Origin of the sequence: Bacillus sp. FSL R7-0646 (genome assembly GCF_037969865.1) — a bacterium.
Taxonomy (GTDB): Bacteria; Bacillota; Bacilli; order Bacillales; family Bacillaceae; genus Bacillus; species Bacillus licheniformis.
In genome coordinates this window covers 3,503,115-3,528,651 of record NZ_CP150217.1, presented here as the reverse complement: position 1 = coordinate 3,528,651, position 25,537 = coordinate 3,503,115, and the positions used below count along the sequence as shown (strand labels likewise).

25 protein-coding genes and 1 tRNA gene are annotated in these 25,537 nt (G+C 47.8%); 18 read left to right on the top strand and 8 right to left on the bottom strand.

Annotation, left to right across the window (positions count from 1 at the left end):
* Positions 1-31: 31 nt before the first annotated feature.
* Both MKY62_RS18445 and MKY62_RS18440 read right to left on the bottom strand, forming a co-directional pair.
* Positions 32-1,009, bottom strand: a complete 978-nt coding sequence (locus MKY62_RS18445) for an HD domain-containing protein (protein ID WP_016886529.1) — start codon at positions 1,007-1,009, stop codon at positions 32-34.
* Positions 996-1,331, bottom strand: coding sequence for a MazG-like family protein (locus tag MKY62_RS18440; RefSeq protein WP_003185554.1), 336 nt, complete (start codon positions 1,329-1,331; stop codon positions 996-998). The genes MKY62_RS18445 and MKY62_RS18440 overlap by 14 nt, the downstream gene beginning before the upstream one ends.
* Before the next feature lie 111 nt (positions 1,332-1,442).
* On the opposite strand from MKY62_RS18440, the gene MKY62_RS18435 reads away from it, so the two are divergent.
* The gene (locus tag MKY62_RS18435) at positions 1,443-2,018 is read left to right on the top strand and encodes a TIGR00730 family Rossman fold protein (protein WP_003185552.1); all 576 of its coding nucleotides are present in this window, start codon (positions 1,443-1,445) and stop codon (positions 2,016-2,018) included.
* Between the two features lie 79 nt (positions 2,019-2,097).
* On the opposite strand, the gene clpP is transcribed toward MKY62_RS18435, so the two are convergent.
* Positions 2,098-2,694, bottom strand: a complete 597-nt coding sequence (clpP, locus tag MKY62_RS18430) for an ATP-dependent Clp endopeptidase proteolytic subunit ClpP (RefSeq protein ID WP_003185550.1) — start codon at positions 2,692-2,694, stop codon at positions 2,098-2,100.
* Between the two features lie 240 nt (positions 2,695-2,934).
* Between clpP and MKY62_RS18425 the strand changes: the two genes are divergently transcribed.
* Together MKY62_RS18425 and MKY62_RS18420 are read left to right on the top strand one after the other, a co-directional pair.
* On the top strand, positions 2,935-3,252 hold the full coding sequence (locus MKY62_RS18425; protein WP_009329632.1) for a TM2 domain-containing protein: 318 nt from the start codon (positions 2,935-2,937) through the stop codon (positions 3,250-3,252).
* A gap of 96 nt (positions 3,253-3,348) precedes the next feature.
* Positions 3,349-3,424: transfer RNA gene (locus tag MKY62_RS18420), tRNA-Arg, on the top strand.
* 125 nt (positions 3,425-3,549) lie between these two features.
* Here MKY62_RS18420 and MKY62_RS18415 read toward each other — a convergent pair.
* The 3 genes from MKY62_RS18415 to MKY62_RS18405 all read right to left on the bottom strand — a co-directional run bounded on the left by MKY62_RS18415 (position 3,550) and on the right by MKY62_RS18405 (position 8,066).
* A complete protein-coding gene (locus MKY62_RS18415) occupies positions 3,550-5,097 on the bottom strand; it encodes a glycoside hydrolase family 32 protein (protein ID WP_003185547.1) in 1,548 nt (515 codons plus the stop codon).
* A gap of 76 nt (positions 5,098-5,173) precedes the next feature.
* Positions 5,174-6,622: a glycoside hydrolase family 68 protein gene (locus tag MKY62_RS18410; protein ID WP_003185545.1), complete on the bottom strand. Its 1,449-nt coding sequence runs from the start codon at positions 6,620-6,622 to the stop codon at positions 5,174-5,176.
* Positions 6,623-6,971: 349 nt separating this feature from the next.
* The gene (locus MKY62_RS18405; protein ID WP_016886530.1) at positions 6,972-8,066 is read right to left on the bottom strand and encodes an NADH-dependent flavin oxidoreductase; all 1,095 of its coding nucleotides are present in this window, start codon (positions 8,064-8,066) and stop codon (positions 6,972-6,974) included.
* A gap of 171 nt (positions 8,067-8,237) precedes the next feature.
* On the opposite strand from MKY62_RS18405, the gene MKY62_RS18400 reads away from it, so the two are divergent.
* The 8 genes from MKY62_RS18400 (at position 8,238) to MKY62_RS18365 (ending at position 17,208) form a co-directional block, all read left to right on the top strand.
* Positions 8,238-8,561 (top strand): helix-turn-helix domain-containing protein, encoded by a 324-nt coding sequence (locus tag MKY62_RS18400; protein ID WP_011198338.1) that lies wholly within the window; start codon positions 8,238-8,240, stop codon positions 8,559-8,561.
* A gap of 99 nt (positions 8,562-8,660) precedes the next feature.
* A complete protein-coding gene (locus MKY62_RS18395) occupies positions 8,661-10,379 on the top strand; it encodes a sigma-54-dependent transcriptional regulator (RefSeq protein ID WP_003185539.1) in 1,719 nt (572 codons plus the stop codon).
* 143 nt (positions 10,380-10,522) lie between these two features.
* Entirely contained in the window at positions 10,523-11,410 is an 888-nt protein-coding gene (gene dapA / locus MKY62_RS18390) for a 4-hydroxy-tetrahydrodipicolinate synthase (RefSeq protein ID WP_003185537.1), read from the top strand.
* A gap of 13 nt (positions 11,411-11,423) precedes the next feature.
* Positions 11,424-12,590 (top strand): iron-containing alcohol dehydrogenase, encoded by a 1,167-nt coding sequence (locus MKY62_RS18385; protein ID WP_003185536.1) that lies wholly within the window; start codon positions 11,424-11,426, stop codon positions 12,588-12,590.
* A 13-nt stretch (positions 12,591-12,603) separates the two neighbouring features.
* The gene (locus MKY62_RS18380; protein WP_009329628.1) at positions 12,604-13,875 is read left to right on the top strand and encodes a four-carbon acid sugar kinase family protein; all 1,272 of its coding nucleotides are present in this window, start codon (positions 12,604-12,606) and stop codon (positions 13,873-13,875) included.
* Positions 13,876-13,878: 3 nt separating this feature from the next.
* On the top strand, positions 13,879-14,877 hold the full coding sequence (pdxA, locus tag MKY62_RS18375) for a 4-hydroxythreonine-4-phosphate dehydrogenase PdxA (protein ID WP_003185532.1): 999 nt from the start codon (positions 13,879-13,881) through the stop codon (positions 14,875-14,877).
* Positions 14,878-14,904: 27 nt separating this feature from the next.
* Entirely contained in the window at positions 14,905-15,855 is a 951-nt protein-coding gene (locus MKY62_RS18370) for a phosphoglycerate dehydrogenase (RefSeq protein ID WP_003185530.1), read from the top strand.
* 69 nt (positions 15,856-15,924) lie between these two features.
* Positions 15,925-17,208, top strand: a complete 1,284-nt coding sequence (locus MKY62_RS18365; protein ID WP_009329627.1) for an MFS transporter — start codon at positions 15,925-15,927, stop codon at positions 17,206-17,208.
* Positions 17,209-17,244: 36 nt separating this feature from the next.
* On the opposite strand, the gene MKY62_RS18360 is transcribed toward MKY62_RS18365, so the two are convergent.
* Positions 17,245-17,769 carry an NAD(P)H-dependent oxidoreductase gene (locus tag MKY62_RS18360; RefSeq protein ID WP_009329626.1) on the bottom strand — a complete coding sequence of 175 codons (525 nt, stop codon included), beginning with the start codon at positions 17,767-17,769 and terminating at the stop codon, positions 17,245-17,247.
* 261 nt (positions 17,770-18,030) lie between these two features.
* Between MKY62_RS18360 and MKY62_RS18355 the strand changes: the two genes are divergently transcribed.
* Complete coding sequence (locus tag MKY62_RS18355; RefSeq protein WP_016885727.1) at positions 18,031-18,177, top strand: hypothetical protein; 147 nt, start codon at positions 18,031-18,033, stop codon at positions 18,175-18,177.
* Between the two features lies 1 nt (position 18,178).
* On the opposite strand, the gene MKY62_RS18350 is transcribed toward MKY62_RS18355, so the two are convergent.
* Complete coding sequence (locus MKY62_RS18350; RefSeq protein ID WP_003185523.1) at positions 18,179-18,637, bottom strand: helix-turn-helix domain-containing protein; 459 nt, start codon at positions 18,635-18,637, stop codon at positions 18,179-18,181.
* Between the two features lie 235 nt (positions 18,638-18,872).
* On the opposite strand from MKY62_RS18350, the gene MKY62_RS18345 reads away from it, so the two are divergent.
* From MKY62_RS18345 to MKY62_RS18320, 6 genes are all read left to right on the top strand, one after another.
* Positions 18,873-19,625, top strand: a complete 753-nt coding sequence (locus MKY62_RS18345) for a Wzz/FepE/Etk N-terminal domain-containing protein (RefSeq protein WP_003185522.1) — start codon at positions 18,873-18,875, stop codon at positions 19,623-19,625.
* Positions 19,615-20,307: a CpsD/CapB family tyrosine-protein kinase gene (locus tag MKY62_RS18340; RefSeq protein WP_003185520.1), complete on the top strand. Its 693-nt coding sequence runs from the start codon at positions 19,615-19,617 to the stop codon at positions 20,305-20,307. Before MKY62_RS18345 ends, MKY62_RS18340 begins: the two co-directional genes overlap by 11 nt.
* A 260-nt stretch (positions 20,308-20,567) precedes the next feature.
* Positions 20,568-22,385, top strand: coding sequence for a nucleoside-diphosphate sugar epimerase/dehydratase (locus tag MKY62_RS18335; RefSeq protein ID WP_003185518.1), 1,818 nt, complete (start codon positions 20,568-20,570; stop codon positions 22,383-22,385).
* 10 nt (positions 22,386-22,395) lie between these two features.
* Entirely contained in the window at positions 22,396-23,544 is a 1,149-nt protein-coding gene (locus MKY62_RS18330; protein WP_003185515.1) for a glycosyltransferase family 4 protein, read from the top strand.
* Complete coding sequence (locus tag MKY62_RS18325; protein ID WP_003185513.1) at positions 23,541-24,383, top strand: glycosyltransferase family 2 protein; 843 nt, start codon at positions 23,541-23,543, stop codon at positions 24,381-24,383. Before MKY62_RS18330 ends, MKY62_RS18325 begins: the two co-directional genes overlap by 4 nt.
* Positions 24,376-25,536 carry a glycosyltransferase family 1 protein gene (locus MKY62_RS18320; RefSeq protein ID WP_003185511.1) on the top strand — a complete coding sequence of 387 codons (1,161 nt, stop codon included), beginning with the start codon at positions 24,376-24,378 and terminating at the stop codon, positions 25,534-25,536. Before MKY62_RS18325 ends, MKY62_RS18320 begins: the two co-directional genes overlap by 8 nt.
* Position 25,537 lies beyond the last annotated feature (1 nt).

The following is a 25,537-nucleotide window of genomic DNA, read 5'->3' as shown; positions in this document are numbered from 1 at the left end:
GTTTCGGCCGGACTGAAGCAGGCGGTTTCTTTTATTGGGCTGCTTTTACATATGCGCCTTTTTTCATGGCGGCTATTGCAGTTTCTTTCATCAGAAGGACGTTCTTTGAAAGTGTGGAGGCGGGGATTTTTCTTCCGTTAACAGCGACTTTTGGATCGATCCATCTCACCTTTAATGTTTGATGAAAAGTAAAATCGCCTTCGTCGCCTTGTTTAACGCGCTTGCTCGCTGTGCTGAGCTTTACCAGCGTTTCCCGGAAGCGCGCTTTTTGCTTTAGCATCGCAAGCAGTTCCGTGTCGGTTTTGAAAAAATCGCGCCCCGCAATAACACGCATGTCAAGCGCCTCTTTCAGCATTTGGCTGAGGGTACAGAGCGCATATATATTGAGGGGATTCATAAAGAAGTCAATCACTTCTTGATAGTAAAGGCGGGCGAACCATTCGGCATGCTCTGCCGAAGTGCAGCAGATTTCGCCTTCAGCAACGGTCAATCCAGTTTCTAAAAATCGTCCAATCTCTACCGGATCGCCAAATCCATAGGCTAAAGAGTCGCGAAGCGTGTAATCGATGCGATCCGCACATAATGAAGGAGCCGGCTGCTCCAGCAGCGTCCATTTTTGCTCGTCATATAAGATGTCTTCATCATGGAATCCGTATGTATGCAGTATCCCGGAGATATCAGATTGCTTGACCCATTGCCGAAACATCTGTTCATGGTAATCTTCGTTTTCCATGTTAAATACATCATCAGCCACATGGGAAAATGCCGTATGGGAAACATCGTGGAGCAAACCTGCAATTTGCTCTTCCAGGCTTCCGCCAAGCCTGCGGATCAAAAGCATAACTCCGATGCTGTGCTCACAGCGGCTGATGTTCCATGCGGGATTGACGAGAAAAGAGGCCCCGCCCTGATGAATCCCTTTCAGACGCTGAACGGCTTTTGAACGAATGAGGTCTGTCAGCACAGGCTCCAAATCTGCCTCCCCGTAAAGGCGGTCATTGATCTTCATGATGCTCTCCTGCAAATCGTTCCGTCAGTTTGCAGCGATGGGCATCCATCATGTCTTCCAATGAAACACCGTATATGCCGGCAAGCATGATCAAATTCCCCATTACATCGCCCATTTCTTCGATCAGTTCTTTTTTCAGTTCAGCAGCCGGCCGTTTTGCTTCGTCAGGACGGTCCCTTCCGATTTCGTATGCTCTAACCGCTCTCGCCAGTTCGCCAGCCTCTTCCATTAAAAATCCCATCCTGATGAAAGGTCCGTATTCGCTCCATCCTCTTTCCCTGTAAAATGCCTTTGTCCATTGCTCCGCGTCTGTGATTGTCATAAGTTATACACTCCCGTTTAGAAATTCAATTATATTATTGCACACGGAACAAACAATATATAGTACAATGTTAATTGCTTTTATCAATATATGGAGTTGGAGTGAGCGAAAGTGAAAACGGTATGCGTATATTCAGGATCAAATATGGGGGCGGACCCGGAGTACAAGAAGAAAGCTGCAGAGCTTGGCGTTTATATTGCCGAGAAGGGGCTTCGCCTTGTTTACGGAGGATCGAGAATGGGATTGATGGGCGTGATTGCGGATACCGTATTGGAAAACGGCGGGGAAGTCGTCGGCGTTATGCCGAAAGGCCTTTTTACAGGGGAAATCGTTCATCAGCAGTTGACGGAGCTGATCGAAGTGAGCGGCATGCATGAGCGCAAAGCGAAAATGAGTGAATTAGCTGACGGCTTTATCGCGATGCCCGGAGGCTTCGGCACGTTTGAAGAGCTGTTTGAAGTGCTCTGCTGGGCGCAGATCGGCATCCATCAAAAGCCGATCGGACTTTACAATGTGAACGGCTATTTTGAACCCCTTCTTAAAATGCTCGAATACAGCGTTCAAGAAGGCTTTTCGAACAAATCGCACCTTGAGCTGATTCATGCTTCGGCAAGCCCTGCGGAGTTGATCGGGAACATGAATGATTATCGCTACCCTGTCCTCGAGAAAAAGTGGAAGGATTTATAGAAGCTTTACATATAGCGAATGGGACAACCCATTTGGAGTAAAAAAAAGCTGCCGGTGACTCCGGCAGCTTTTTGGCTGTTTACTTCTGTGCGTCGATATTGCGTGTAAGCACTTTATCAATCAGGCCGTATTCTTTTGCTTCTTCAGCCGTTTTGAAGTTGTCGCGGTCTGTATCGCGCTCGATTACTTCAAGCGGCTGCCCAGTGCGCTCTGCAAGGATTTTGTTCAGCTTGTCGCGCAATGAAAGAATGCGTTTCGCGGCAATTTCAATTTCAGTCGCCTGACCCTGCGCTCCGCCAAGCGGCTGGTGGATCATGACTTCACTGTTTGGAAGAGCGTAGCGCTTCCCTTTCTCGCCGGCTGCAAGAAGGAACGCACCCATGGATGCCGCCATTCCCGTACAAATCGTGGAGACTTGCGGTTTAATAAACTGCATGGTGTCATAAATCGCCATACCGGCTGTGATGGAGCCGCCAGGGCTGTTGATATAGATGCTGATATCTTTTTCTGGATCTTCGGCTTCAAGGAATAGAAGCTGAGATACGATGGAGTTCGCAACATTGTCATCGATTGCTGATCCCAGCATAATGATACGGTCTTTCAACAAGCGTGAGTAAATGTCATACGCTCTTTCCCCGCGGTTCGTCTGTTCAATGACTGTAGGTATTAAATTCATAATGCTCCTCCTTCACCTTAAAAGGTAAGTATGTAGTTTAATCATACATTTTTGGTCAATAAAGGTCAAACAAAAAGCCGCCTTCATCCAAAAGACATACTGGGTTTATTTTTCCCATTTTGAAGGAAACTCAAACAAAATATCAACTTTATAGAGAAAAGTATAGAAAATTTAGGTCCAATAGTCTAAGATTAGTCCATTGGTCTTCATTTTATTTTATAGGAAAGAAGGAAATCAATTATGGGTTATGTGAACTTGGACAAGAGTAACCTGACAGATCAGCAGAGGCTTGTCGTGGCTTCAGAGCTGCAAAATAAGAAGAAATCGAAGCTGATTGTATTTCTTTTATGGTGGTTTCTCGGAGGCGTTGCCGCTCACAGATTTTATCTGGACGAGAGAAAAGGCTACGCTGTAGCCATGTTGCTTCTCGGCTGGATTACATTATTCATTTGGCCTTTTATTGACGGCATTATCTGCCTTGTCAAAACAACGGACGAAGTAAATGAAGAAATCGAACAAAAGATTATAGCTTCCGTATTATCTAAACCTGCATCATGATGATGCGGGTTTTTTGTTTCGAGCAGGAGATTGTGATTGACTTTTTAAAGAACAGCCCTTATAATATGAATTGCTGACGTTAAAAAATCATATTGTGCGCTCGTAGCTCAGCTGGATAGAGCGGTGGTTTCCGGTACCACGTCTGCCGGGGGTTCGAATCCCTCCGAGCGCGTTTTCAAGACAAGGGTTTGGCATTTGCCGCCCTTGTTTTTTTGTGAACACTTTAGTCGTATTCGGAGAGTGAGCGTAATGATTCGCTTTCACAAAAAAAGGCGGCCGCTTGGCCGCCCGTGTTGTTTAATCGCGGATTGAACGCAAATGTTTGATCTTAAGATTTTCAAAGACGGCCGTTCCATTTTCGCTAAAGAGTGTGATGCCTGTATCATTCATGTCGGGGAATGCAAGGTTTGAATGCGTCGTTTCGCCGTCATCAATAAATGCTTCGACAGTGTTTTGATCTACGATAATTGTGAAATGGACCCGTTTTTTTTCCGGATCAAACGGTGCTTTGCTTTCCAAATAGGTGCGGGTGCTGTCAGGCTGTCCCGTAAATCCTCTGTTCACATAAGAATATCCGCCTTCAGCCGAAATTCCAACATCGATATGGCGTTTTCGGTCCGCGGATTCTCTGAGCCTGAAACCCGCATTTTTAAGGTCGTCCCAAGAGATATCTGCCTCAAGCTGATAGGTATTCCCCTTAATCTGCAGCGTTTTTGATCCGTTCACTTCGATGCGATCCAATTCATCGGCAGATTCGGTTAATTCATCCAATTGATCGATTGGATGAGAGGCGAGGCTGTATCGATCTCCGCCTTTATGTTTAAGCCGAATTTGCCGGACGATCGAATCGGTTCCGTTAAAACCGTCTTTCCATGTTGGCGTCCGGTTTGCATAATCCCAGTTATTCATCCACGCCAAAGCATAGCGTTTCTCGTACGGATCGTTCGTTTCGCCGTCCTCAAATGTCACGCCCGCATACCAGTCAAATCCGTAATCAAGCCACTGGGGTTCTGCTTCGTCTGCCGTAAATTCGTTGCCGTTGAAGCTGCCTGTCCAGTATGCATAAGTATTCGGCTTGCCGGTCCCTTTCCCGTTGGCGCTTGCTCCAAGAACCCATTTATATGTTCCGTCATCCGCCCGCATCTTATACAGATCCGGACATTCGATGATGCCGATATTTTCTGTTTGAAAACTACCTGTATAACGCCATTCCTTAAGGTTTTGCGATTCGTAAAAGCCGACTTTCGTTCCTTCAGCCAGCGCCATCACCCATTTATCATCCTGTTCATCCCAGATCACTTTCGGATCTCTGAAATCGACGGTGCCCGGATTAGGCAAGACCGGCTCTTCACCGTAAGGTTTAAATGTTTTTCCTCCATTTTGGCTGTACCATAAAAATTGCTCTTCCTTCCCGTCATTGGCCGACGGCTGCGTCATAACCGCCACGATCGTCCCTTTGCCGAAGCCGGCTGTGTTTTTTGAGTCGACAACGACAGAACCGGACCAGGGATCGCCATTTTTATTCGTATATTTCGGAATGGCAACCCCTTTATCCTGCCAGTGGACGAGATCATCTGATACTGCGTGGCGCCACTCTGTTCCATTGCCGTCCGGATAGTCTCGGTTATAGAGGTAGTAGTAATGATATTCTCCATTGAAATAGACGGGTTTTTGAGGGTCGTTTTTCCATTTGTCAGGGGTTGTCAAATGGAAAGCTGCACGATATTCCGGTGTATCCGGAGATTCTCCCTTTTTTTCTGTTTCCCGGACTGAAAGAAATATCATGATGAAGATTCCAAGACAAACAGTTAAAATGCTGATCCGCTTATATACTGCCTTCTTCAAGAAAATTCCCCGCTTTATTCTAAGATGACATACGAAAGAAAATGCCGATGTTCACCGGCATTTTCCTTCGTTCGTTTTATTTGTTTACCGTTAGTTGTCCCTGTTCAAGGATGCTGTTTTTGACAACGGATGTTTTTGATCCTTTGATCTTCAGCAAAAAGCTTGGTGCAAACGTGGCGTGATGCTCGTTCGAAATCCCTCTGTTTGTGATGTAGCTTGTAATGACGACTTCGTCGCCTTTTTTCTGCGGTACGGCAAAGTGTGAATAAGTAAACGTGATGTCATTGTAATCCTGGTCCATATGCAAAACAAGTCCGGATTTGTTTAAAGGCTTGAATGGTCCGGTTAATGAACCTGATACATAGCCGAGCATATAAATGTCTTTTGAACCGATGCCGTCAATTGTCATTTTTGATCCTCTTGAATCTGTGAACAGATACCATTTTCCATTCATTTTGAAGAGGTTGGCCCGTTCGATTTCATCTGTCACCGTATTGGAGGCGATCAAAGGCTTCATGACTTTTTTCAGTGTATAATCGTTATTTAATTCGATGATTCCGAGAGCGCCGTTAGCCAGCGAAGCGTTCTTTTTGTTCGCACCTTGCAGCAGCTTGCTGCTTTCTTCTTTAAAGAACTTCTTGCTGCCCCCGTAGTAGGCTCTGTTGAATAGGGAGTCTTCTCCTTGGTAGCCGGTTTTTGTTCCCGTATTGGCTTCAAATACGAGATATTTATGGCCGCGGTCTTCCACATAATGCGGGTCTCTCATCGTATGGTTGTCGCCGGAGCTGTAGTTTCCTTCGTCAATGAATTGCTGAACGTTTTGGTATACCGTGCCGTCGGCGCCGTCAAAGACCGATTTATGATCTTCTACACCGTCAATTTTGAGCGTGTCCGAATCCGGCTGAGAGAAATTGACCTGAGCTGTTGTCAGCGTCTGCTTGCCGTATTGCGTGCCGGAAAAAGCTGTGTAAAACAGTCGGACTTTTCCGTCTTTTGTCAGCGTGGCAGAACCTGACCATTCCTGTGTTTGATGTTTGAGGTACGGATCGTCTGGAACAAATTTGTCGCTGTCTTTAAACACTCTGCCGGCGTTTTTCCAGCTGTCGATAGAAGTTTCGCCTTTCTTTTGATAGAACAAATAGATGGATGTGTCATCGACGTCTTTCGGATCGCCCGCCAGCGCGAAAACAAGATTGTAGCCGTGGTATGTAGCAACCGTCCCGTCGGCATTTTGCAGCGGCCAGCTGTCCCATACGTCTAAATCGATCAGCTCTCCATTTTTGTTATACCCTTTTGCAGAAGGGATGTTTTTGATTGTTTTCGGATCGAATTGAGGAACTTTAAATTGTTCGCTCTTTTGCTGCTCGGGAATTTTCAGCATGTCATGTCTTGTGATATGAGAAAATCCGTAGCTTTTCTTGTAATCCTGCGTTTCTTTTGCAAAGGTTTGCGGCGCACCTCCGGCCAGCAGTGCCGCAGCAACGGTTAAGGCTGACGCTTTTTTAGCAATGTTTTTGATGTTCATCAATATTTCCTCCCTTTTTCAATATGTAATAGATTGCTTCTGACAACATGAACGTTCCCAATCATCCCTCCTAACTGCGGCATTGTCCTGAAGAACAGAAAAAAGACCTAAAATGTGCAAGTTCATATAGGCAAAAGATAGATTTCGCCCTTCACACATTTTAGGTCTTGCCTGCTTAGACAGTAACAATCCCGACGATATTGAATTACCATCATTCTAATATACTCATCTCTGGGACTCAACTGGTCTAAGTTCCTCTTTTCCTATACATTTTTATGCAAATGACACCGATTTTAAGCGGAAAGACACCTTTTTTATATGAATCTATAGTCTGTATAAGCGGGAATCGTCAATCGCTGAAATCAATATACATCGGTATACTTTCCCAAAAGGCATCTGGAATTGCGAGCTTCCGCTGATCATGTCTTGACAGGGTTGTTTGAATATCGTCCTCTTTTCCGGCTCGAACTTTTTGTAGCCACTCCGGATCCATCAGGAGACCCCGCCCGATTCCGATGAGATCGGCTCCTGTTTCCAGCGCTTGAAGGGCGTCTTCCGGTGTGTGTACTTGCCCGGCTCCGATCAGTGGGAGACGGTCTTGGACGGCTTCTTTGATCAGTTCCATCCTTGCGCGGGATCTGTCTGCACCCCTGCGCGGCAAGGACCGGAAATCAACCAGTGATACGTGCAGGTAATCCAATCCTTGCTCCCGCAGTACATTGACGAAAGACAACGTTTCATCCATTGTGATTCCAGGTGTTTCCGGCTCTTCGGGCGAAAACTTGTAGCCGATGATAAAGGACGGCTTATGGCAGCTATCCGCTACGCGTCTGATTTCTTCTATAATCTGAAGCGGAAATCTCATCCGTTTCTCTAAAGTGCCGCCCCAGCCGTCATTGCGCCGGTTGTAATAAGGAGAGAAGAACTGATGGATGAGAAACCCGTTTGCGCCGTGAATTTCGACTCCGTCAAACCCGGCTTCTATCGCTCTTCGCGCCGCCTGGCCGAAAGAATGGATAAGGTCTTGAATTTCTTGCTCAGACAGCGCCCTCGGCACCGGTGCATTCGGTTGATTCGGAGCGACGGCGCTGGCGCTGACCGTCCGCTCTATACCTTTGGCTCCAGGATGGAAGAGCTGGAGGATTGCTTTTGCTCCGTGTTTCTTTAAAGTGGCTGCAAGCCGGGTTAGTCCAGGGATTTGATCATCGTTCTCAGCTCCGGGGATGCCTGGAAATCCGGTTCCGGGCTGTACGGTTGTCGCAGATGTGATGACCATCCCGACTTCTGTCGCCCGCGCGGCATAATAGACCAGTTCGTCGTCAGAAATGAATCCTCCCGGCAATGAGGATGAATGCCCCATTGGCGGCATGATGATCCTATTTTTCAATTGGATTCCGTTTTTAAAAGTAAACGGGGTGAATAAAGACTCGTATTGTTTTTTCATGTTTTTCCTCCTTTTGATATAACCATAGCAACCGCCGGAAGGCTCCACAAGAACGCAATTTTTTTATACATGCTTTATAAAAATAAACCGTAAGATCGTTTTCTTGAATGCTCTGATGTCCATATGGTAGGATCAAGTCAAAATTGGCTATGAGGCAATGGAGGAATTGCTATGAATTCAGCTGTCGATCATAAAGAATGCTCTTCTTTAATTCAGGATGTATTGAAAATTTTCTCTGGTAAATGGTCATTTTTAGTTCTCGCCGAACTCATTCAGGGCAAGCGGCGATTCAACGAGCTCAGAAGGAACTTGGGAAACGTCAACACGAAAGGATTAACTGACACATTAAGACATCTTGAAGAAAGCGGCATGATTTCCCGGAAGGTGTTCCCAACGGTTCCTGTTACTGTAGAATATAAATTAACAGAAAAAGGTAAAGAGTTCCACAGCATTTTTAAAGAGATGGCCGCATGGGGGGGGAAATGGCTTCCGTAATGGAGCCTTTTTATTTTGCCTTCGTTTTGCGGTTCCAAATATTTCTGACTTTTGGTATAGTGATAATGTGTTTAAATTTGCAACAAAAGGTGATCGAATATGAAAGTGATGGCAATTGCTCCATATGAAGGACTGAAAGAGCTGATGGTTCAAGTGGCAGGCGGCGAGAATTTTGAATTCGAGGCGGCTTCCGGAGATTTAGAGAAGGGCGTGGAGCTGGCGAAACAAGCGGAAGCAAACGGGACTGATTTGATTATCAGCAGAGGTGGAACCGCTGAGCTGATCCAGCAAGAAGTTTCCATTCCGGTTGTGGATATCGAAGTGTCGGGATACGATATGCTGCGTGTGCTTACGCTTGCCAAGGGCTATCCCGGCAAGGCGGCAATTGTCGGATTTCCGATGATTGCCGACGGCGCATCGGCGGTGTGCGAAATTTTGGATATTCGGATCGACGCCTGCACCGTATCAGACGAACGCGATGTTGAACCGGTGCTTCTTCAGCTCAAAGAACAGGGCTATCAGATCATTATCGGCGATGTGATCACAATTGAGAAAGCAGAGCAGCTCGGTTTAAACGGACTGCTTTTGACATCCGGAAAAGAAAGCATTGCCAAAGCTTTTGCATACGCTAAAAAACTGTATTCCTTTTTAGAGAGCATCAAGCAGAAGTACGCTGTGCCGTATCACATTTTACAAAAGGCCGAGACCGGTTATGCAGTATACAACAAGACATTGCGGCCGGTTTTTCAAAACGGCGTATTTGCCGAACATATCGGCTTGCTGGATAATCTGGAAGAGCTGATCGGGGAAGCGGAAAAGAAGGGAGTCATCCATTTTAGACTCCGAAAGCATGGGCGGACATGGAATATCACGGGGCGCAGGTTTTTCGTATCAGACGAGGCATTGACCGTATTTACCGCGGAAAATGCAAAAGATGTTCGCGTTTCTTCTTTGCCCGGGGCAACGATTCTTTCTCCTTTGCGGATGAGTTATATGGAAACATCAAGGAACGAAACGATGCAGAAGGTGCTGAAAAAAGCAGAGTTGTTCTCGGCAAGGCGGGAACCCGTATGGATCAATGGAGCGCCCGGCTCAGGGAAAGAGAGCTTGGCCGGGCTGATCCATATGAAGGGGGAGGACAAGCATGAGCCGTTTCGAAAAATCGATGCCGGTTTGCTGTCTGAAGCAGAATGGGAACAGGCTTGTGAAAGCGAAGAATTCTTTTCAGGGAGAGGAACGCTATACATCAAACAAGTCGATCGCATGCCGCCGTCCTCGCAACGGCTTTTACTCAGGCGGATCAGCGAACCGTATGATGGGCCGAGGCTGATCGTTTCTTCTTCCCGCAGGCGCGCCGAGGAATTTTCAAGCGATTTATATGATGCGCTTTGTCATTTGGAACTGGACGTTCCCCCTCTTTCCGAAAGAAAAGAGGATATTTTGCATCTGGCTTATCTGTTTATTGCGGAAAGCAATGAGGCATTCGGCAAACAAATCGTCGGCTTTCGAAACGAAGCTGGTGTTCTGCTTGAAGAAGCGAAATGGCCGGGCAACCTCAGCCAATTGAGAAAAACGGTCCAAAACTGTGTCCTTGAAGCGCAGGGCGTATATATCGAGAAGACTGACGCCGAACGGGTCCTGAGCCGCTTGAACGAGGAAGAAAGAGAAGACATCGATTTATCCGGAACGCTTGAAGAGATCGAAAAAAGGATCATTCAAAAGATCTATGCCGAAGAAGGGAACAATCAAACAAGAACAGCGGAAAGGCTCGGCATCAACAGAACGACGCTTTGGAGAAAATTGAAATCGTCAGATTGATAAGACACCGGCTAAACCGGTGTCTTATTTTTTGTTTTAATATGCAACAACAAATAAAAATATTTAGATAAATACCGTTGATTATTGAAACATTTATGTATATAATCATTTTTGAAAACGCTTTATAGGAAGGGGAGGCAATCATGGGATTCGTACCAAAGGGGATTTATCCTGCTATGCTGACACCGCTCACAAAAGATCAAAGCATTGATGAATCGGCATTGAAACAGCTGACAAACCATTTGATCGATGCTCATGTACACGGGCTTTTTGCGTTGGGTACCAACGGGGAATTTCATATGTTCAACATCGAAGACAAGCTGAAAGTTGCAGAAATCATCATTCAAGAAACGGCCGAACGCGTTCCCGTCATGGTAGGGAGCGGAGGAAACAGCACAGAAGAAGCGATCTGGCTTTCTAAGGAAATAGAGAGGCTTGGAGCAGATGCGCTGTCGGTCATCACGCCATTCTTTATTCCACCGACACAGGAAGAAGCGGCGGTGCATTATAAAACAATCGCGGCATCCGTTTCACTTCCGATCCTTTTGTACAATATCCCTTCAAAAACAGGTTTCCATTTAGAACCAGAAACAGTGGCAGAGCTTGCAAAAGTGGACAATATCGTTGGAATTAAGGACAGCAGCGGAAACTTTGAAAACATACAACAGTATATCGAGCAGACGAAAAATGACGACTTTTCCGTTTTTGCAGGCACCGATTCGCTCATATTGAAAACGCTTCAAGCGGGAGGAGCGGGAGCAGTCGCAGCAACAGCAAATATGCTTCCGGATATCGTAACGTCTATTTACCACCATTGGGCAGAGGGTGAGACTGAAAAGGCGGAGGCTGCCCAGATGGAGCTTCAGCCGCTTCGCGATACGTTTCGTTTAGGTACGATCCCGGCGGCACTGAAAAAAGCGGTTGAGCTTTATTCGATCCCTGTAGGCCCGCCGAAAGCGCCCGTCAAAGAACTGACCGGTCCGGCGCTTTTGGAGGTCGAAAAAATGGTTGCTTCCTATCAATCAAAATAGGGAGGTTTCAAGAATGCCAGCGAATTATCAATTTCGGACAGCCGGTCATATCGTTGCAGGTGAACATTCCATCCGCCGGCTGAAAGATCATGTGCGAACGATTGTACCGAAGGCGGACAGGGCGCTGATTATTACCCAGCCGTCGATCGTCAAGCTCGGCGCGATCGGAGAGGTACAGGCTCAGCTTACAGAGATCGGCATTCAGTCAGATGTTTGCACAGCCATATTGCCGGAACCGACCGTACAAAATATTGAAGACGTATTTAGAGGCATCCGTGAGAAACGATACGACATTCTCATCGGAATCGGCGGAGGCAGCGTTTTGGACGGAACGAAAATATTGTCCGTGCTGCAAACGAATTCAAAAAAGGTCGAGGAGCTGCTCGGGACAGATTTGGTCGAAAAGCCGGGAATCCCGACCGTGCTGATTCCGAGTACTTCGGGGACGGGCGCAGAGGTGACGCCGAACGCGATCGTTACGCTTCCAGAAGAGGAATTGAAAGTCGGCATCGTCAGTCCGCTTCTTTTGCCGAAACTTGTCATTCTTGACCCGGTCATCACCCTTGGATTGCCAAAACCGATTACGGCGGCTACCGGAATGGATGCATTCACTCATTCGCTTGAATCGTTCATTTCGACGAAAGCAAACCCGATCAGCGATATGTTCGCTTTAGAATCCATCAGATTGATTTCGGCAAGTATTGTGGAAGCATATGAAAACGGTTCATCGATACAAGCGAGAGAAAACATGCTGCTCGGTTCGACGTATGGCGGAATGGCGCTGACGGCTGCCGGTACTGCTGCCGTTCACGCCCTCGCCTATCCGCTTGGGGGGAAATACCGAATTTCCCACGGTGTCGCCAATTCGATGCTCCTTCCGCATGTGATGGAGTTTAATATGGATGCCATTACAGAACGGCTGTCTCTTGCGGCAGAAACAATGGGAATCGTTGCATCTGATTTGACCGCCGAACAAGCGGCTGAGGCCGTTGTGCAGAAAATAAGAGAGTGGACGGAGCGGCTGAATATTCCTCAGGATTTAAAAGCGTTCGGCGTAACCGCAAGCGACGTGGACGATTTAGCCGACTCAGCTTCAAAAGTGACGCGCCTGCTTCATAACAATCCGAAACCGCTCAGTCTGGAAAATATAAAAGACATCTATCGAAAACTAATCAACTAAAGGATGAAGACATTTGAAAATTGCAATCATCGCGGATGATTTGACGGGAGCGAACGACTGCGGCGGTCAGCTTGTTCATTACGGGATGGATGTTTCCGTCAAACTCGACGCCGAATTCACCAGACGGGAAACGGAAGGCGTCGTTATTTTCAATACGGACAGCAGATCGCTGCCAGCCGCAGAGGCGAAGGCGACTGTTAAAAACATCAGTGAACACATCTCCCGGCAATCGTTTGATATCGTCTACAAAAAAATCGACAGCACGATGAGAGGAAATATCGGAGCCGAGCTTCAAGCGATGTACGAAGTGTTTCAGCCGGACTTTGTGCTGATCGCTCCCGGCTACCCTCAAAACGGACGCCAGGTTATCGGCGGCATCCATTATGTGAACGGCGTAAAGCTTGAAGAAACCGAAGCGGCAAACGATCCGAAAACGCCTGTAGCCGAGTCGAATATTCAAAGATTAATAGAAAAGCAGACTCGAAATAAGAGCGGGCATTTATCATATGAAGACATCCGCCGCGGACACGGGCATGTCCGCAACAAGCTGGAACGCTTTCGGGCGGAGGGGATTTCATATGTGACGGCCGATTCGGTTCACGAATCCGATCTGCAGGGGCTGGCGCTTATTCTGGAGAGTTTGCCGTATTCTATCATTTTGGCCGGTTCGGCAGGCTTGATGAGCTGTCTGCCCAAAGCGTTCAATCTGAAAGAAAGGGAGCTCGGTCAAACCGTTCCGTCTTCCGACCAGCCGATCATGTTTGTCGTCGGAAGCATGAGTCGGACGGGGAGGGAACAGCTTCACGAACTATTCGCCGGACGTGCGGCTGAAAAAATTGAAATGAGATCAGAGCGCGTGCTGTGCGGCGGAGCTGAGAAAAGAAACGAGTTCGAACGGCTGAAGGAAAGGGCGGCGGACGTCCGGCGCCGTTCGAAACACATCGTCCTCTGCACCTCAGACAATGCGGCAGAGACACAGAAGATTGGTGAAAGCCGCGGACTCACCCCAGTTCAAACGAGCAATGCGGTGTCCGGTGCACTTGGCGAATTTGCGGGCGAGCTGATTCAAGCTTTTCATGTGAAACGGCTGTTCTTAACCGGAGGTGACACGGCATATCAAGTGCTGCATCAGCTTCGGATTCATGAGATACGATTGCTGGACGAAGTAGAGCCCGGCATTCCGCTGGGAGCAGCCGGTGAAGAATTGTACATTGTGACAAAGGCCGGAAATTTTGGCTCGCGTTCGGTGATGGCAAGTGCGGCAATCAAGCTACAAGGAGGATAAACAATGAAGAAACCGGTTATCGGCATTACAATGGGCGACGCGGCAGGCGTCGGTCCGGAAATTATCGTAAAAGCCCTCACGTCCCGCGAAGTGTATGATATGTGCAGGCCGCTCGTCATCGGCGATATGAAAATGCTGAAAAAAGCCGCCTTCCAAATCGGATCAGAGGTTGTTATTAACAAGGTCGGGCATCCGGACGAGGGCGGTTTTGTACATGGAAAGATCGATTGTCTCGATATTGAACTGCTGCCTGAAAACCTGCCTGTCGGAAAGGTGTCGGCTGAAGCTGGAAACGCCGCTTTCCATTTCGTGAAAAAAGCGGTTGAGCTCGCTAAAAAAGGCTGTATTCAAGCGATTTGCACAGCGCCGTTAAATAAGGAGGCGCTGCATAAAGGCGGACACCGATACCCGGGGCATACGGAAATTCTCGCTCATTTAACGAATACAACAGACTACAGCATGATGCTGGCTTCGCCAAAGCTGAAGGTGATTCACCTGACAACGCATCAAGGGCTGATCGAGGCGATTCAGTCGATTACGCCGGAGCGGACCTATAAAGTCATCCGTCTCGCACATGATACATTGACAAGAGCCGGATTCGAACAGCCGAAAATTGCTGTTTGCGGAATCAACCCCCATGCAGGGGAAAACGGCCTGTTTGGAAGCGGCGAGGAAGAACGGCAATTGCTTCCGGGGATTGAGCAGGCGGCAGCTGAGGGAATCGATGCCGGCGGCCCATACCCCGCAGACACGCTGTTTTACAAAGCTGTCAGAGGAGATGTTGACCTTGTCGTAGCCTGCTACCACGACCAGGGGCATATACCGGTCAAAGTCCTCGGGTTGGAAGAGGGCGTCAACATTACAGTCGGATTAAACGGCGGGATCATACGCACCTCTGTCGACCACGGAACCGCATTTGACATTGCGGGGCAGAACAAAGCCGATGAAAGAAGCATGCTCGCTGCTTTGCGGTCAGCCGCTGAGCTGGCGCCCAAATCGTAGAAAAATGAAAGAAGGTTGGTGCATCTTATGAAAGTCGTATGTACATCACCGTCATTTGCGAAATACTCAGACGATCCCGTCTTGTTTTTGGAAAAAAAGGGCATGTCGCTGGAACGCCTTCCTGCAGATATAACCGAGGAGCAGTTTATTGAAGCAGCAGAAGGAGCGGATGCCGCGATCGTGGCGTTTAACCAGATTACGCCGTATGTCCTGGATCGTCTCCCTTCTTTAAAAATTGTCTGCAAACATGGCGTCGGTGTCGACAATATCGATCTGCACGCTGCGAAAGAGCGCAACGTCTGGGTGACGAATGCCCCCAACGCCAACAAGCATGCAGTCGCCGATTTTGTATTCGGTCTCATGCTGTCGGCTGCAAGACAGATTCCTGCAGCCGACAGGGAGACAAAGCTGGGAAAATGGCCGAGGATTTTTGGATCTGACGTTTACGGCAAAACACTCGGCATCGTCGGACTTGGCATGATCGGAAAAGAAGTCGCCAAACGGGCGCAAGGCTTCAATATGACTGTTTTAGCCTATGATGTGTTTCCTGATCGTGCATTCGCAGCCGATCATCACATCCATTTTACAGAGCTTGATCAGCTCTTGAAAGAATGCGACTTTATCACTCTTCATATGCCGCTCACAGCCGAAACGGAAAACATGATCGGTGAAAAAGAATTAGCCGCTATGAAAGAAACGGCTTATCTGATCAATGCTTCAAGGGGAGGCATCGTGTCCGAGTGTGCGTTATATGATGCCTTGGCGAGCGGGGGCATCGCTGGAGCTGCGCTTGACGTGTATCAAACCGAACCGCTGAAGCAGCACCCTCTCTTTGAGCTGGACCGTTTTATCGCCGTGCCGCATATCGCGGGGTATACCCGAGATGCCGTACAGAACCTTGGCATGATATGCGTCAAAAACATCGCTAGTGTACTGATCGACAAACAAAAACCGGAGTTTGTCGTCAACGGGTTGTGAATGTGTTTTCATTCATGCCCTGCATCATGATTTGAAAGCGTTTTCTACAAATGGGATGAGGTGGATAACATGTTGAATCACCCGATTCAAAAAAAGTCAAATGTACGCTGGGTTGTCGCGTTTATGATGTGGGCTGCGATTGCCATCAATTATATTGACCGGACAGTTCTTTCGGCTGCCGCTCCCTATATTACCGAGGAGTTCAACTTGACACCCGGCCAAATGGGAATCATCATGTCCGGTTTCTTCTGGTCGTACGCTTTGCTGCAGCTGCCTTCAGGCTGGGCGGCCGACAAGTACGGCCAGAAAAAAACGCTCGGTTTTGCGGTTGTTTGGTGGTCTGTTGCTACGGCGCTGACGGGTCTTGCGACAGGCTTCAAATCCCTGCTCGGGCTGCGGGTCGCACTGGGAGTCGGAGAGGCTGCTGCATATCCGAGCAATGCGGGGATTGCCGCCAAATGGTTTCCGAAAAAAGAAAGGGCGACAGTAGCCGGAATTTTTGACAGCGGGTCAAAGTTTGGCGGAGCTGTTGCAATGCCTTTGATCGCCTGGATGATAGCGGTCTTTGACTGGAAACTGACGTTTCTTTTGATCGGACTTGTCGGTGTCGCGTGGGGAATTGTCTGGATGATTTTCTTTAAGGAGAATCCCGCAGATCATAAGCGCGTCAATGAGGCGGAACTGGCCCATATTCGGGAAGGGCAGGCTCACATGGAAGAAACGGGCGGCGGCCAGCCGCTGAAGTGGTATCAGCTATTCAAATATCGCAACATATGGGCGATGTGCATTGGATTTTTCATGATCAATTATAATTCTTACTTCTTTATCACATGGCTGCCGACATACCTTGTTAAAGAAAGGGGCATGGATTTAATCGAGATGGGGATTATGGCGTCTCTCCCGCTTTTGACTGCAATGGTCGTCGAAGTCGGAGCCGGATGGATGTCCGACCGGATATATGCAAAGGGAAAACTGTCGCTGACAGCCGTCCGGAAACTGTTTTTAATTATCGGGCTTGTCATGGCTTCGTGCATCGGTTTTGCCGCTTTTGCAGATTCCGCTATCCTGGCTGTCATCCTTCTTTGTGTAGCGAAATCGGGAACGACTGTCGCCGCGTCCCAAGTCTGGGCGCTTCCGGGGGATGTGGCTCCGAAAAATATGACGTCGATGGTTGCCGGTATTCAAAATACAGTCTCTAATATGGGCGGAGTGGTCGGACCCATCATTACCGGCTTCATCGTTGGCGCAACGGGTTCTTTCGTGCCGGCGCTCCTTTTTTCGGCTGCTTTGATCATCATTGCCATTTTAAATTATCTATTCCTATTGGGAAAAGTGAAACAGATTCAAGTATAAGGAACAAGCCCGGCTCATAAGCTGGGCTTTTCTCATTTAAAATGACTTCAGCACATGCTCCCTGTATTGTGTCGCACCTTCAGCAAGCTCGCTTTTTCCGGCCGTGCCCGCTTGATAGAAGACGTAAGGCGGAAGGTATGTAGTACCGATGAAGTTGCTTGTCGCCTGAAAAGGGCGTAACAGTTCGCTGATCGCATAATGATTTGACCCGCCGGCCTGATAGGCTTCTTCGGGAGCGCCCGCCGATACAGCGACCATGAATTCTTTGCCGCGAAGCGCTGTGCCGTTTGTTCCGTATGCCCAGCCGTAGAGAAGAACGTGGTCCAGCCATTTTTTTAGGAGAGGCGGCGAGCTGTACCAATAAAGCGGAAACTGGAAGACGATCCGATCGTGTTCTTCACAAAGTTTTTGTTCTTTTTCCACATCAATGGCCTCGTCAGGATATTCCTGATAAAGGTCGCGCAATGTAATGCCCGGTGCGCCTTTCAATGTGTCTGCAAATGCTCTGTTCACAACTGACTGCTCCATATTCGGATGAAATGCGAGCACTAATACTTTCATGATTTCATCTCCTTCTTCCATTTTATTCATCTTAACGAACAGCCAGCGCGGATTCAACAAAAACGCTCCGTCCCCATTCAAGGAATCGGGCCGTGACAAAGGTCTTGATATAAGCCGCAAGACACAGACTTTGCATGCATTGGAGGATGATGCGAAAGGTCAAAATCCGAGTTTCTTCATTTATATATAAACATAAGCAAAAAGTCTCTTAAAGACTGCCATGAAAAAATAAGGCAAACAGGTGAAAACGGAGCTATAGACATGGATCATCATGATCGGGCGATATCTATTAATGCGATTATTCCGAATTTTCGGCAAGTTGAAATGGAAATGTGGATTTATATCCGGATGAATGGTTCAAGTCAAAAGCACCCGTTTTCTTCTAAAAAAAATATGAATGCAGGATAAATTAATGATTTTTTGTCCTCATCAAAAACGCTTCTACTTCTTTGACGGTCAGTCCCATTTCTTTGGCCTCCAGCATAAGGGCTCTCCATTCGTCGATATTCGCCCGGGTCAGCTCTCTGTTTCGATAAAGCGCCCGTTCTTTCTTTTTCTGCTTGAGGCGATGTGTGAATTGAAACAGTTCTTCCTGGTTCATCCCGGCCTGCACGGCCTGTACAAGATGGGTTCTCCACTCATCTTCCTGCTCAGTCCGGCGATAAAGGATCACTTCGGTATCAAACAATTCCTTTAATTCGACTTTCAGCGCCCGGGAGATTTTTTTCAGGAATTCGACTGACGGATTTCTGTGAACGCCGCGTTCAATTTTGCTTAAATATGATTTTGATACGCCTGCTATATCAGCAAGCTGGTTAATGGAGTAGCCTTTTCTCTTTCTGTACATTCGGATGACTCTTCCGATCATACTGAATCCTCCCCTTCCCCTTGCCATTCATATAAAACGCTTTCCTGTTCATTATAAGAAATAATTTGTTCTTTATAAAATTCAAAAATTTAAGATATCGACAGAAAATAAAAGAAAACGAACGAATTTGTTCTCTAAAAAGAACTATATAGCTAAATTCAGCATTTTTCAATTCAAATTTTTTCTTTTATAATCCAATCATTAACAAACGGCATTCCTGAGGAGGCAGTCAAGCATGAAAGAAAATATTGATTTTAGAGAACTGATTGCAATCTTGCGAAAAAGAACGGTTCTTATTCTCGTTTTGACAATAGGTGTAACATTGACGACCGGAATCATTCAGTTCTATGTGCTGACACCTGTCTATCAGGCATCGACGCAGATCTTGGTGCATCAAGTAGGGGAGAAAAAGGGGAGCGCCACATACAGCGATATTCAAATCAATCTTCAATACACACGGACATTCCAAGCGCTTTTGAAAAACCCGGTGATTTTGGAGCAAGTCAAGAGAGAGCTTGATTTACCTTACTCTGCGGGCCGGTTGGGTGAAAAAATTGCAACGAGCAGTGAAAGCGAATCTGAGATTATAAATATTTCGGTCCAAGATGAAAATCAGAAACGGGCGGCCGATATAGCGAACACTTTAACTGCGGTGCTCAAAAAAGAGATTAAGCAAATTATGAACACCGATCGGGTAACCGTCCTGTCAAAAGCCGAAATAGTCGATTCGCCGACACCTGTCAGACCGAATTACAAAATGAATATTTTGCTGGCATTCGGCGCCGCATTAATGACCGGAATCGCTTTGGCGTTCTTTTTGGACTTTATCGATGATACGGTTGCAAGACCGTCTCAAGTCGAAAAGGAAGCGGGATTCATTTATTTGGGAAGTATTGAGCAAATGAAGCATAAAAAAAGTCTGTTTCGCGGGGACCCCGATATGAATATCCGCGTAAAAGCAGGAAGGAGTGAGCCGCTTGGGTATTAGAAAAAAACGCTCTCGCAAATATCAATCGGCGCTTGTCGCATTGCATCAGCCGAACACGCCGATCGTCGAACAGTATCGGACGATCAGGACGAACATTGAGTTTTCATCATTTGAGAAGCCGTTCAAGTCATTGCTCATTACATCGGGCCTGCCGGGAGAAGGCAAATCATTCTCGGCTTCAAACTTGGCGATCGTATTTTCGCAACAGGAAAAAAAGGTCCTTTTGATCGACGCAGATTTAAGAAAGCCGACGATCCATAAAATTTTTGAGCTCGATAACCATTCAGGCGTCACAAATGTATTAATGAAAAAATCGACGCTGGAAAATGTCGTCCAGCAAAGCCAGGCGGAAAATCTCCATGTGCTGACAAGCGGTCCGATTCCTCCGAATCCGTCCGAGCTTTTGTCGTCGCAGGCGATGGAGGACCTGCTTGCGGAAGCGTACGACCAATACGATTTAGTCATCCTTGATTCGCCGCCGCTTTTGCCGGTCGCAGACGCGCAAATATTGGCGAATCAGGTGGATGGAAGCATTCTTGTCATCCTCAGCGGAAAAACAAAGCTTGATAACGCGATCAAGTCTCGGGACGCGCTGAATTCTTCCAAAAGCGAACTGCTCGGCGCCGTGCTGAACGGGCGGAAAGTGAAGAAAGCGCGCCAATATAATTACGCAACCATGTAATCTTATGAAGCGGCTGCAGCCGCTTTAGGTGATGTCTCCTTGCCTTTACCGATGGAGGCACTCGGCTCTACCGTGGGCAGACTACCTGTCTGCCTTAGACGCAAGTCGTCGATGGCGGGGCGTGAGGACGGGTTAAATGCCCATCTTTATTTAATTTACGTGCTCGGTTTAAATTTGAAAATCGCCCGTATCTTTTTAGCTCATGGGATTTTGCCCTGAAAGATCCTATCAGCTAGAAAGATACATTAGGAGGTAGGAAATTGACATATCGGAGAAGGCTTTCCATTATTACCGCACTCGATTCGTACTTGGTTTTGCTGTCCATCTTTATCGGATATCAGCTGATTTTGCCATCATATGATTTATACCCTTCGGAAATGCTGCTGATGACTTCACTGATACTGCTTGGCGCTCAGCATTTATTCGCCCATTGCTTCCACCTTTATAAAAAAGTATGGGAGTATGCAAGCATCGGTGAATTGTATGTGCTGCTTAAATCGATTACATTGTCCCATCTTGTGACGGCGGCCCTCGAGCTGTTTTTCTTTCAAAACGTTCCGGTTCGTCTTTTATGTTTAAGCTGGCTGTTCCAGCTCATTTTGATCGGCGGATCGCGGATGATGTGGCGCATCATCAGGGAACAGGTGAACAAAGAAAGCAAAGGATCTCTAAGGGCGCTTATCATCGGAGCGGGCTCTGCCGGCAGTTTGATTGCAAAACAGCTTGTGCAGAAGCCGGAATTGAACATTAAGCCCGTCGCCTTTATCGACGATGACAAAACGAAATACCGGCTTGAAATCATGGGTCTGCCCGTCTTAGGCGGGAAAGAGCAGATTATGCAGGCGGTCCGGCAATGGAATATCGACCGGATCATCATCGCCATTCCATCTTTGAGCGTCACTCAGATGCAGGAAATGTACAAGGCGTGTGCGCAAACAGGTGTCAAAACGCAAATCATGCCGAAAATAGACGAAATTTTGCTTGGCAGACATCCTGTCGGCCAGCTTCGCGATGTCAAAGCAGAAGATTTGCTTGGAAGGGAGCCTGTCCAGCTCGATACGAGCGAAATCTCCAATACGGTCAAGGACCGCGTCGTACTTGTGACTGGGGCCGGAGGTTCAATCGGCTCGGAAATCTGCCGGCAAATCAGCAAATTTAAACCGAAATCGATCATTTTAGTCGGGCACGGAGAAAACAGCATCCATTCGATCCTGCTTGAACTGAAGGAGAAATTCGGAAAGCATGTCGCCTATTATCCCGAAATCGCGGACATACAGGACAGAGAAAAAATGTTTTTGCTGATGGAACGCTACAAACCGAATGTCATTTATCATGCAGCTGCCCACAAGCATGTACCGCTGATGGAAAAATGCCCGAAAGAAGCTGTCAAAAACAATATCCTCGGCACGAAAAACGTCGCTGAGGCCGCCGACGAAACCGAAGTGGAGACATTTGTCCTGATATCGTCAGACAAAGCGGTCAACCCTGCCAATATCATGGGGGCAACGAAGCGGTTCGCGGAAATGCTGATCATGAATCTCGGCAAAACGAGCAAAACCAAATTTGTCGCCGTCCGCTTCGGAAATGTTCTCGGCAGCAGGGGAAGCGTCATTCCGATTTTCAAAAAACAAATCGCTAAAGGCGGCCCGGTCACTGTCACACACCAGGACATGACGAGGTACTTCATGACGATTCCGGAAGCTTCAAGGCTCGTTATTCAAGCGGGGGCGCTTGCCAAAGGAAGACAGATATTCGTGCTCGATATGGGCGAACCGGTCAAAATCGTCGACCTCGCCAAAAATCTTATCCAGCTTTCCGGCTATACGACAGAACAGATCAAAATCGAATTTACAGGCATCCGGCCGGGAGAAAAAATGTACGAAGAGCTGCTGAATCAAAATGAAGTGCTGGCAGAGCAGGTTTTTCCGAAGATTCATATCGGCAAGGCGGTCGACGTCGAATGGACGGTGCTGAAGTCATTTATGGATGAATTTATGTATTTGTCAGACCGCGAGCTGAGAGAACGCTTGTTCAAAGCGATCGGCCAGCACGAGAAAAAGCTGGTGACAGCGCACTAGGGGGAAGAACATGACAAGAACGGTTTTGTTTTGCGCTACTGTGGATTACCATTTCAAGGCCTTCCACCTCCCGTATTTAAAATGGTTTAAAGAGCAGGGGTGGAATGTTCATATCGCCGCAAAAGGAGATATGACACTGCCCTATACAGATAAAAAATTTGATATCGATATCAGGCGTTCTCCTTTGAATGCAAGCAATATCGCTGCCTATCGGGAGCTGGCGCGAATCATTGACGAACACCGGTACAGCATCATTCATTGCCACACGCCGATGGGAGGCGTGCTGGCAAGGCTTGCGGCCCGGAAACAGAGAAAAGAGGGGACGAAAGTGATCTATACCGCTCACGGTTTCCACTTTTGCCAAGGTGCTCCTTTAAAAAATTGGCTGCTGTATTATCCGATTGAAAAAGGGCTGTCCGCTTTGACCGATTGCCTGATTACGATCAATGAAGAAGATTTCGTCCTTGCAAAAGGCTTGCGAAAAGCGCTGCGCACGGAAAAAATCCACGGGATCGGCGTCGATACGGAGCGGTTTCATCCTGTCAGTGAAACAGAGAAAATGCTGCTCAGGAAAACATACGGTTTCAAAGAAGACGACTTTATCCTCATATATCCCGCGGAGCTGAACGCGAATAAAAACCAGGCCTTGCTCATCGAAACGGCGGCTGCTTTAAAAGACAGAGCCCCGAACTTAAAGGTCGTGTTTGCAGGAAAAGGGCAGATGGAGCAAAAATACCGAAATCACGCTGAACAAAAAGGCGTTTCTTCGCTCGTCATGTTTGCCGGTTTTCAAAAAAACATCCACGAATGGATTCAGCTTGCAGACGTGTCTGTCGCCTCAAGCATCAGGGAAGGGCTCGGCATGAACCTCCTTGAAGGAATGGCGTCAGGAAAGCCCGCCGTTGCAGCGGACAACCGCGGACACCGGGAAGTCATTCAAGAGGGCGTGAACGGATTTTTGGTTCCGCAGGGAGACGCCGGAACGTTCAGCGACCGGATATTGCAGCTGTACCGTCTGCCTTCTTTGCGAAAAAAGATGGGAGACGCGGGGAGACGAACAGCCGCCGCTTTTTCCCAGCAGCGCACCGTCAAAGAAATGGCGGGCATTTACTCTTCCTTTATGGATAACGAAACAGTTGAAAGGAGGCTGAAAGGATGATAGGGGGTCAAAAGCCGAAAGTTTCTGTCATTATGGGAGTCTACAATTGTGAGAACACGATCGCAGAGAGCATCGAGTCAATTTTAAATCAAACCTATAAAAATTGGGAACTGATTATATGCGACGATGCTTCGACAGACGGGACATATGCTGTTGCCAGGCGGTATGCCGATCATTACGCAGATAAGATTAAGCTGATCAAAAACGAGAAGAATCAGCGGCTGGCTGCCTCGTTAAACCACTGTCTCCAATACGCCGGCGGGAAATATATCGCGCGCCAGGACGGAGATGACATCTCTTTGCCGAGGCGGTTTGAAAAGCAGGTCGCGTTTTTGGAATCGCAATCTCATTATCATGTCGTCGGAAGCGGCATGATGGCCTTCGACGAAAACGGGATTAGAGGCGTCAGAATGCTTCCTTCCTCTCCAGAACCGAGAATCATGGCGAAAGGGACGCCGTTTTGCCATGCGACGATCATGATGAGAGCCGACGTCTACGAGGCGCTGGACGGCTATCGGGTCGGCCGGAGAACAAGAAGGATGGAAGATGTCGATTTGTGGCTTCGTTTTTTTGAGGCGGGCTTCACGGGCTACAACCTTCAGGAAGCCTTATACAAAGTAAGGGAAGACGAATCGGCGTTTAAAAGGAGAAAGCTCAGCTACTCGATTGATAATGCGTTTATCGTCTTTGCCGCCTGCAGACGGCTGAAGCTGCCGCTATCGGACTATATTTATACAATGAAACCCATCATCAGGGGGCTTATGCCTCCTTTTATCATGAACAGATATCATAAAAGAAGATTGATGAATGAAGGCGGAGGGGTCGTAAAACATGAATGACGGAAGCGTGAGACCAAAACGGGTGCTTCACATCGTAAGCGGAATGAACCGCGGCGGCGCGGAGACGATGATTATGAATATATACCGCCACACAGACAGGCGGCATATTCAATTTGATTTTATTTCCCACCGGGAAGAAACGTGCGATTACGACCCGGAGATCATCACGCGCGGCGGCCGGGTGTTTTATGTACCGAGCATCGGTCGGTCGGGTCCTGTCGCCTACATCAAAAACATCAGAAGGATTTTGGTTGAGAAAGGGCCTTATGCCGCCGTACACGCTCATACGGATTTTCAGACGGGCTTTGCCGCATTGGCGGCCAGGCTCGCCGGCGTTCCGGTCAGGGTCTGCCATTCCCACAACACGGCCTGGAAGCCTAACCCCCGGTTTTGGGATACATGGCAGCTTCTTGCATTCCGCCGCTTGATTTTCTCCAGTGCTACGGCTCTGTGCGCTTGCGGCAAAGATGCCGGGCGTTTTTTATTCGGCGCAAAGAAGATGGGTGAAAACGCGGTCCATCTTTTGCAAAACGGGATTGAACTTGACCGGTTCAAAGAAGCGAACGGCGTTTCAAAAACGAATGCGAAAAAGAGCTTCGGTATCAAAGAAGACGCACTGGTGATCGGGCATGTCGGCCGTTTTTTTGAACAGAAAAACCACGCGTTTCTGCTCGGGCTTGCCGCTTATTGCAAGAAATCGGGCATACCTTTTCAAGCGGTGTTCGCAGGTGACGGTCCGCTGCGCAGACAGATGGAAGAAAAAGCCGCTGCTCTCGGTGTAAAAGACGACATTCTGTTTCTCGGCGTCGTCGAAGATATCCCGGCTCTCATGCAGGCATTTGATGTATTTGTCATGCCGTCTTTGTTTGAAGGGCTACCCCTCGTACTGGTCGAAGCGCAAGCGTCAGGGCTCCCCTGCATTGTATCAGACAACATTACGGAAGAAACCGATTTGGGACTCGGCCTGCTGCAACGTCTCAGCTTAAATGCCGGTTTTGAACGGTGGGCTGAGGATATCAGCCGTGCTGCTCAGCCGAAAAAGCCTGCATGGCCGGAAATAGAGAGAAGCCTTGCTGAGAGAGGCTATGATGCAAAAGCAAATTTGGCGAGACTGATGGACATCTATTCAATCTCCGCAGCAGAAGGACAGTGAG

Bases quoted from the DNA above. Each gene is read 5' to 3' on its own strand.
- MKY62_RS18445 (WP_016886529.1), bottom strand. From the start codon at position 1,009: ATGAAGATCAATGACCGCCTTTACGGGGAGGCAGATTTGGAGCCTGTG.
- MKY62_RS18440 (WP_003185554.1), bottom strand. From the start codon at position 1,331: ATGACAATCACAGACGCGGAGCAATGGACAAAGGCATTTTACAGGGAA.
- clpP (WP_003185550.1), bottom strand. From the start codon at position 2,694: ATGAATTTAATACCTACAGTCATTGAACAGACGAACCGCGGGGAAAGA.
- MKY62_RS18425 (WP_009329632.1), top strand. From the start codon at position 2,935: ATGGGTTATGTGAACTTGGACAAGAGTAACCTGACAGATCAGCAGAGG.
- MKY62_RS18410 (WP_003185545.1), bottom strand. From the start codon at position 6,622: ATGAACATCAAAAACATTGCTAAAAAAGCGTCAGCCTTAACCGTTGCT.
- MKY62_RS18405 (WP_016886530.1), bottom strand. From the start codon at position 8,066: ATGAAAAAACAATACGAGTCTTTATTCACCCCGTTTACTTTTAAAAAC.
- MKY62_RS18400 (WP_011198338.1), top strand. From the start codon at position 8,238: ATGAATTCAGCTGTCGATCATAAAGAATGCTCTTCTTTAATTCAGGAT.
- MKY62_RS18395 (WP_003185539.1), top strand. From the start codon at position 8,661: ATGAAAGTGATGGCAATTGCTCCATATGAAGGACTGAAAGAGCTGATG.
- dapA (WP_003185537.1), top strand. From the start codon at position 10,523: ATGGGATTCGTACCAAAGGGGATTTATCCTGCTATGCTGACACCGCTC.
- MKY62_RS18385 (WP_003185536.1), top strand. From the start codon at position 11,424: ATGCCAGCGAATTATCAATTTCGGACAGCCGGTCATATCGTTGCAGGT.
- pdxA (WP_003185532.1), top strand. From the start codon at position 13,879: ATGAAGAAACCGGTTATCGGCATTACAATGGGCGACGCGGCAGGCGTC.
- MKY62_RS18370 (WP_003185530.1), top strand. From the start codon at position 14,905: ATGAAAGTCGTATGTACATCACCGTCATTTGCGAAATACTCAGACGAT.
- MKY62_RS18365 (WP_009329627.1), top strand. From the start codon at position 15,925: ATGTTGAATCACCCGATTCAAAAAAAGTCAAATGTACGCTGGGTTGTC.
- MKY62_RS18360 (WP_009329626.1), bottom strand. From the start codon at position 17,769: ATGAAAGTATTAGTGCTCGCATTTCATCCGAATATGGAGCAGTCAGTT.
- MKY62_RS18355 (WP_016885727.1), top strand. From the start codon at position 18,031: ATGGATCATCATGATCGGGCGATATCTATTAATGCGATTATTCCGAAT.
- MKY62_RS18350 (WP_003185523.1), bottom strand. From the start codon at position 18,637: ATGATCGGAAGAGTCATCCGAATGTACAGAAAGAGAAAAGGCTACTCC.
- MKY62_RS18345 (WP_003185522.1), top strand. From the start codon at position 18,873: ATGAAAGAAAATATTGATTTTAGAGAACTGATTGCAATCTTGCGAAAA.
- MKY62_RS18330 (WP_003185515.1), top strand. From the start codon at position 22,396: ATGACAAGAACGGTTTTGTTTTGCGCTACTGTGGATTACCATTTCAAG.
- MKY62_RS18325 (WP_003185513.1), top strand. From the start codon at position 23,541: ATGATAGGGGGTCAAAAGCCGAAAGTTTCTGTCATTATGGGAGTCTAC.
- MKY62_RS18320 (WP_003185511.1), top strand. From the start codon at position 24,376: ATGAATGACGGAAGCGTGAGACCAAAACGGGTGCTTCACATCGTAAGC.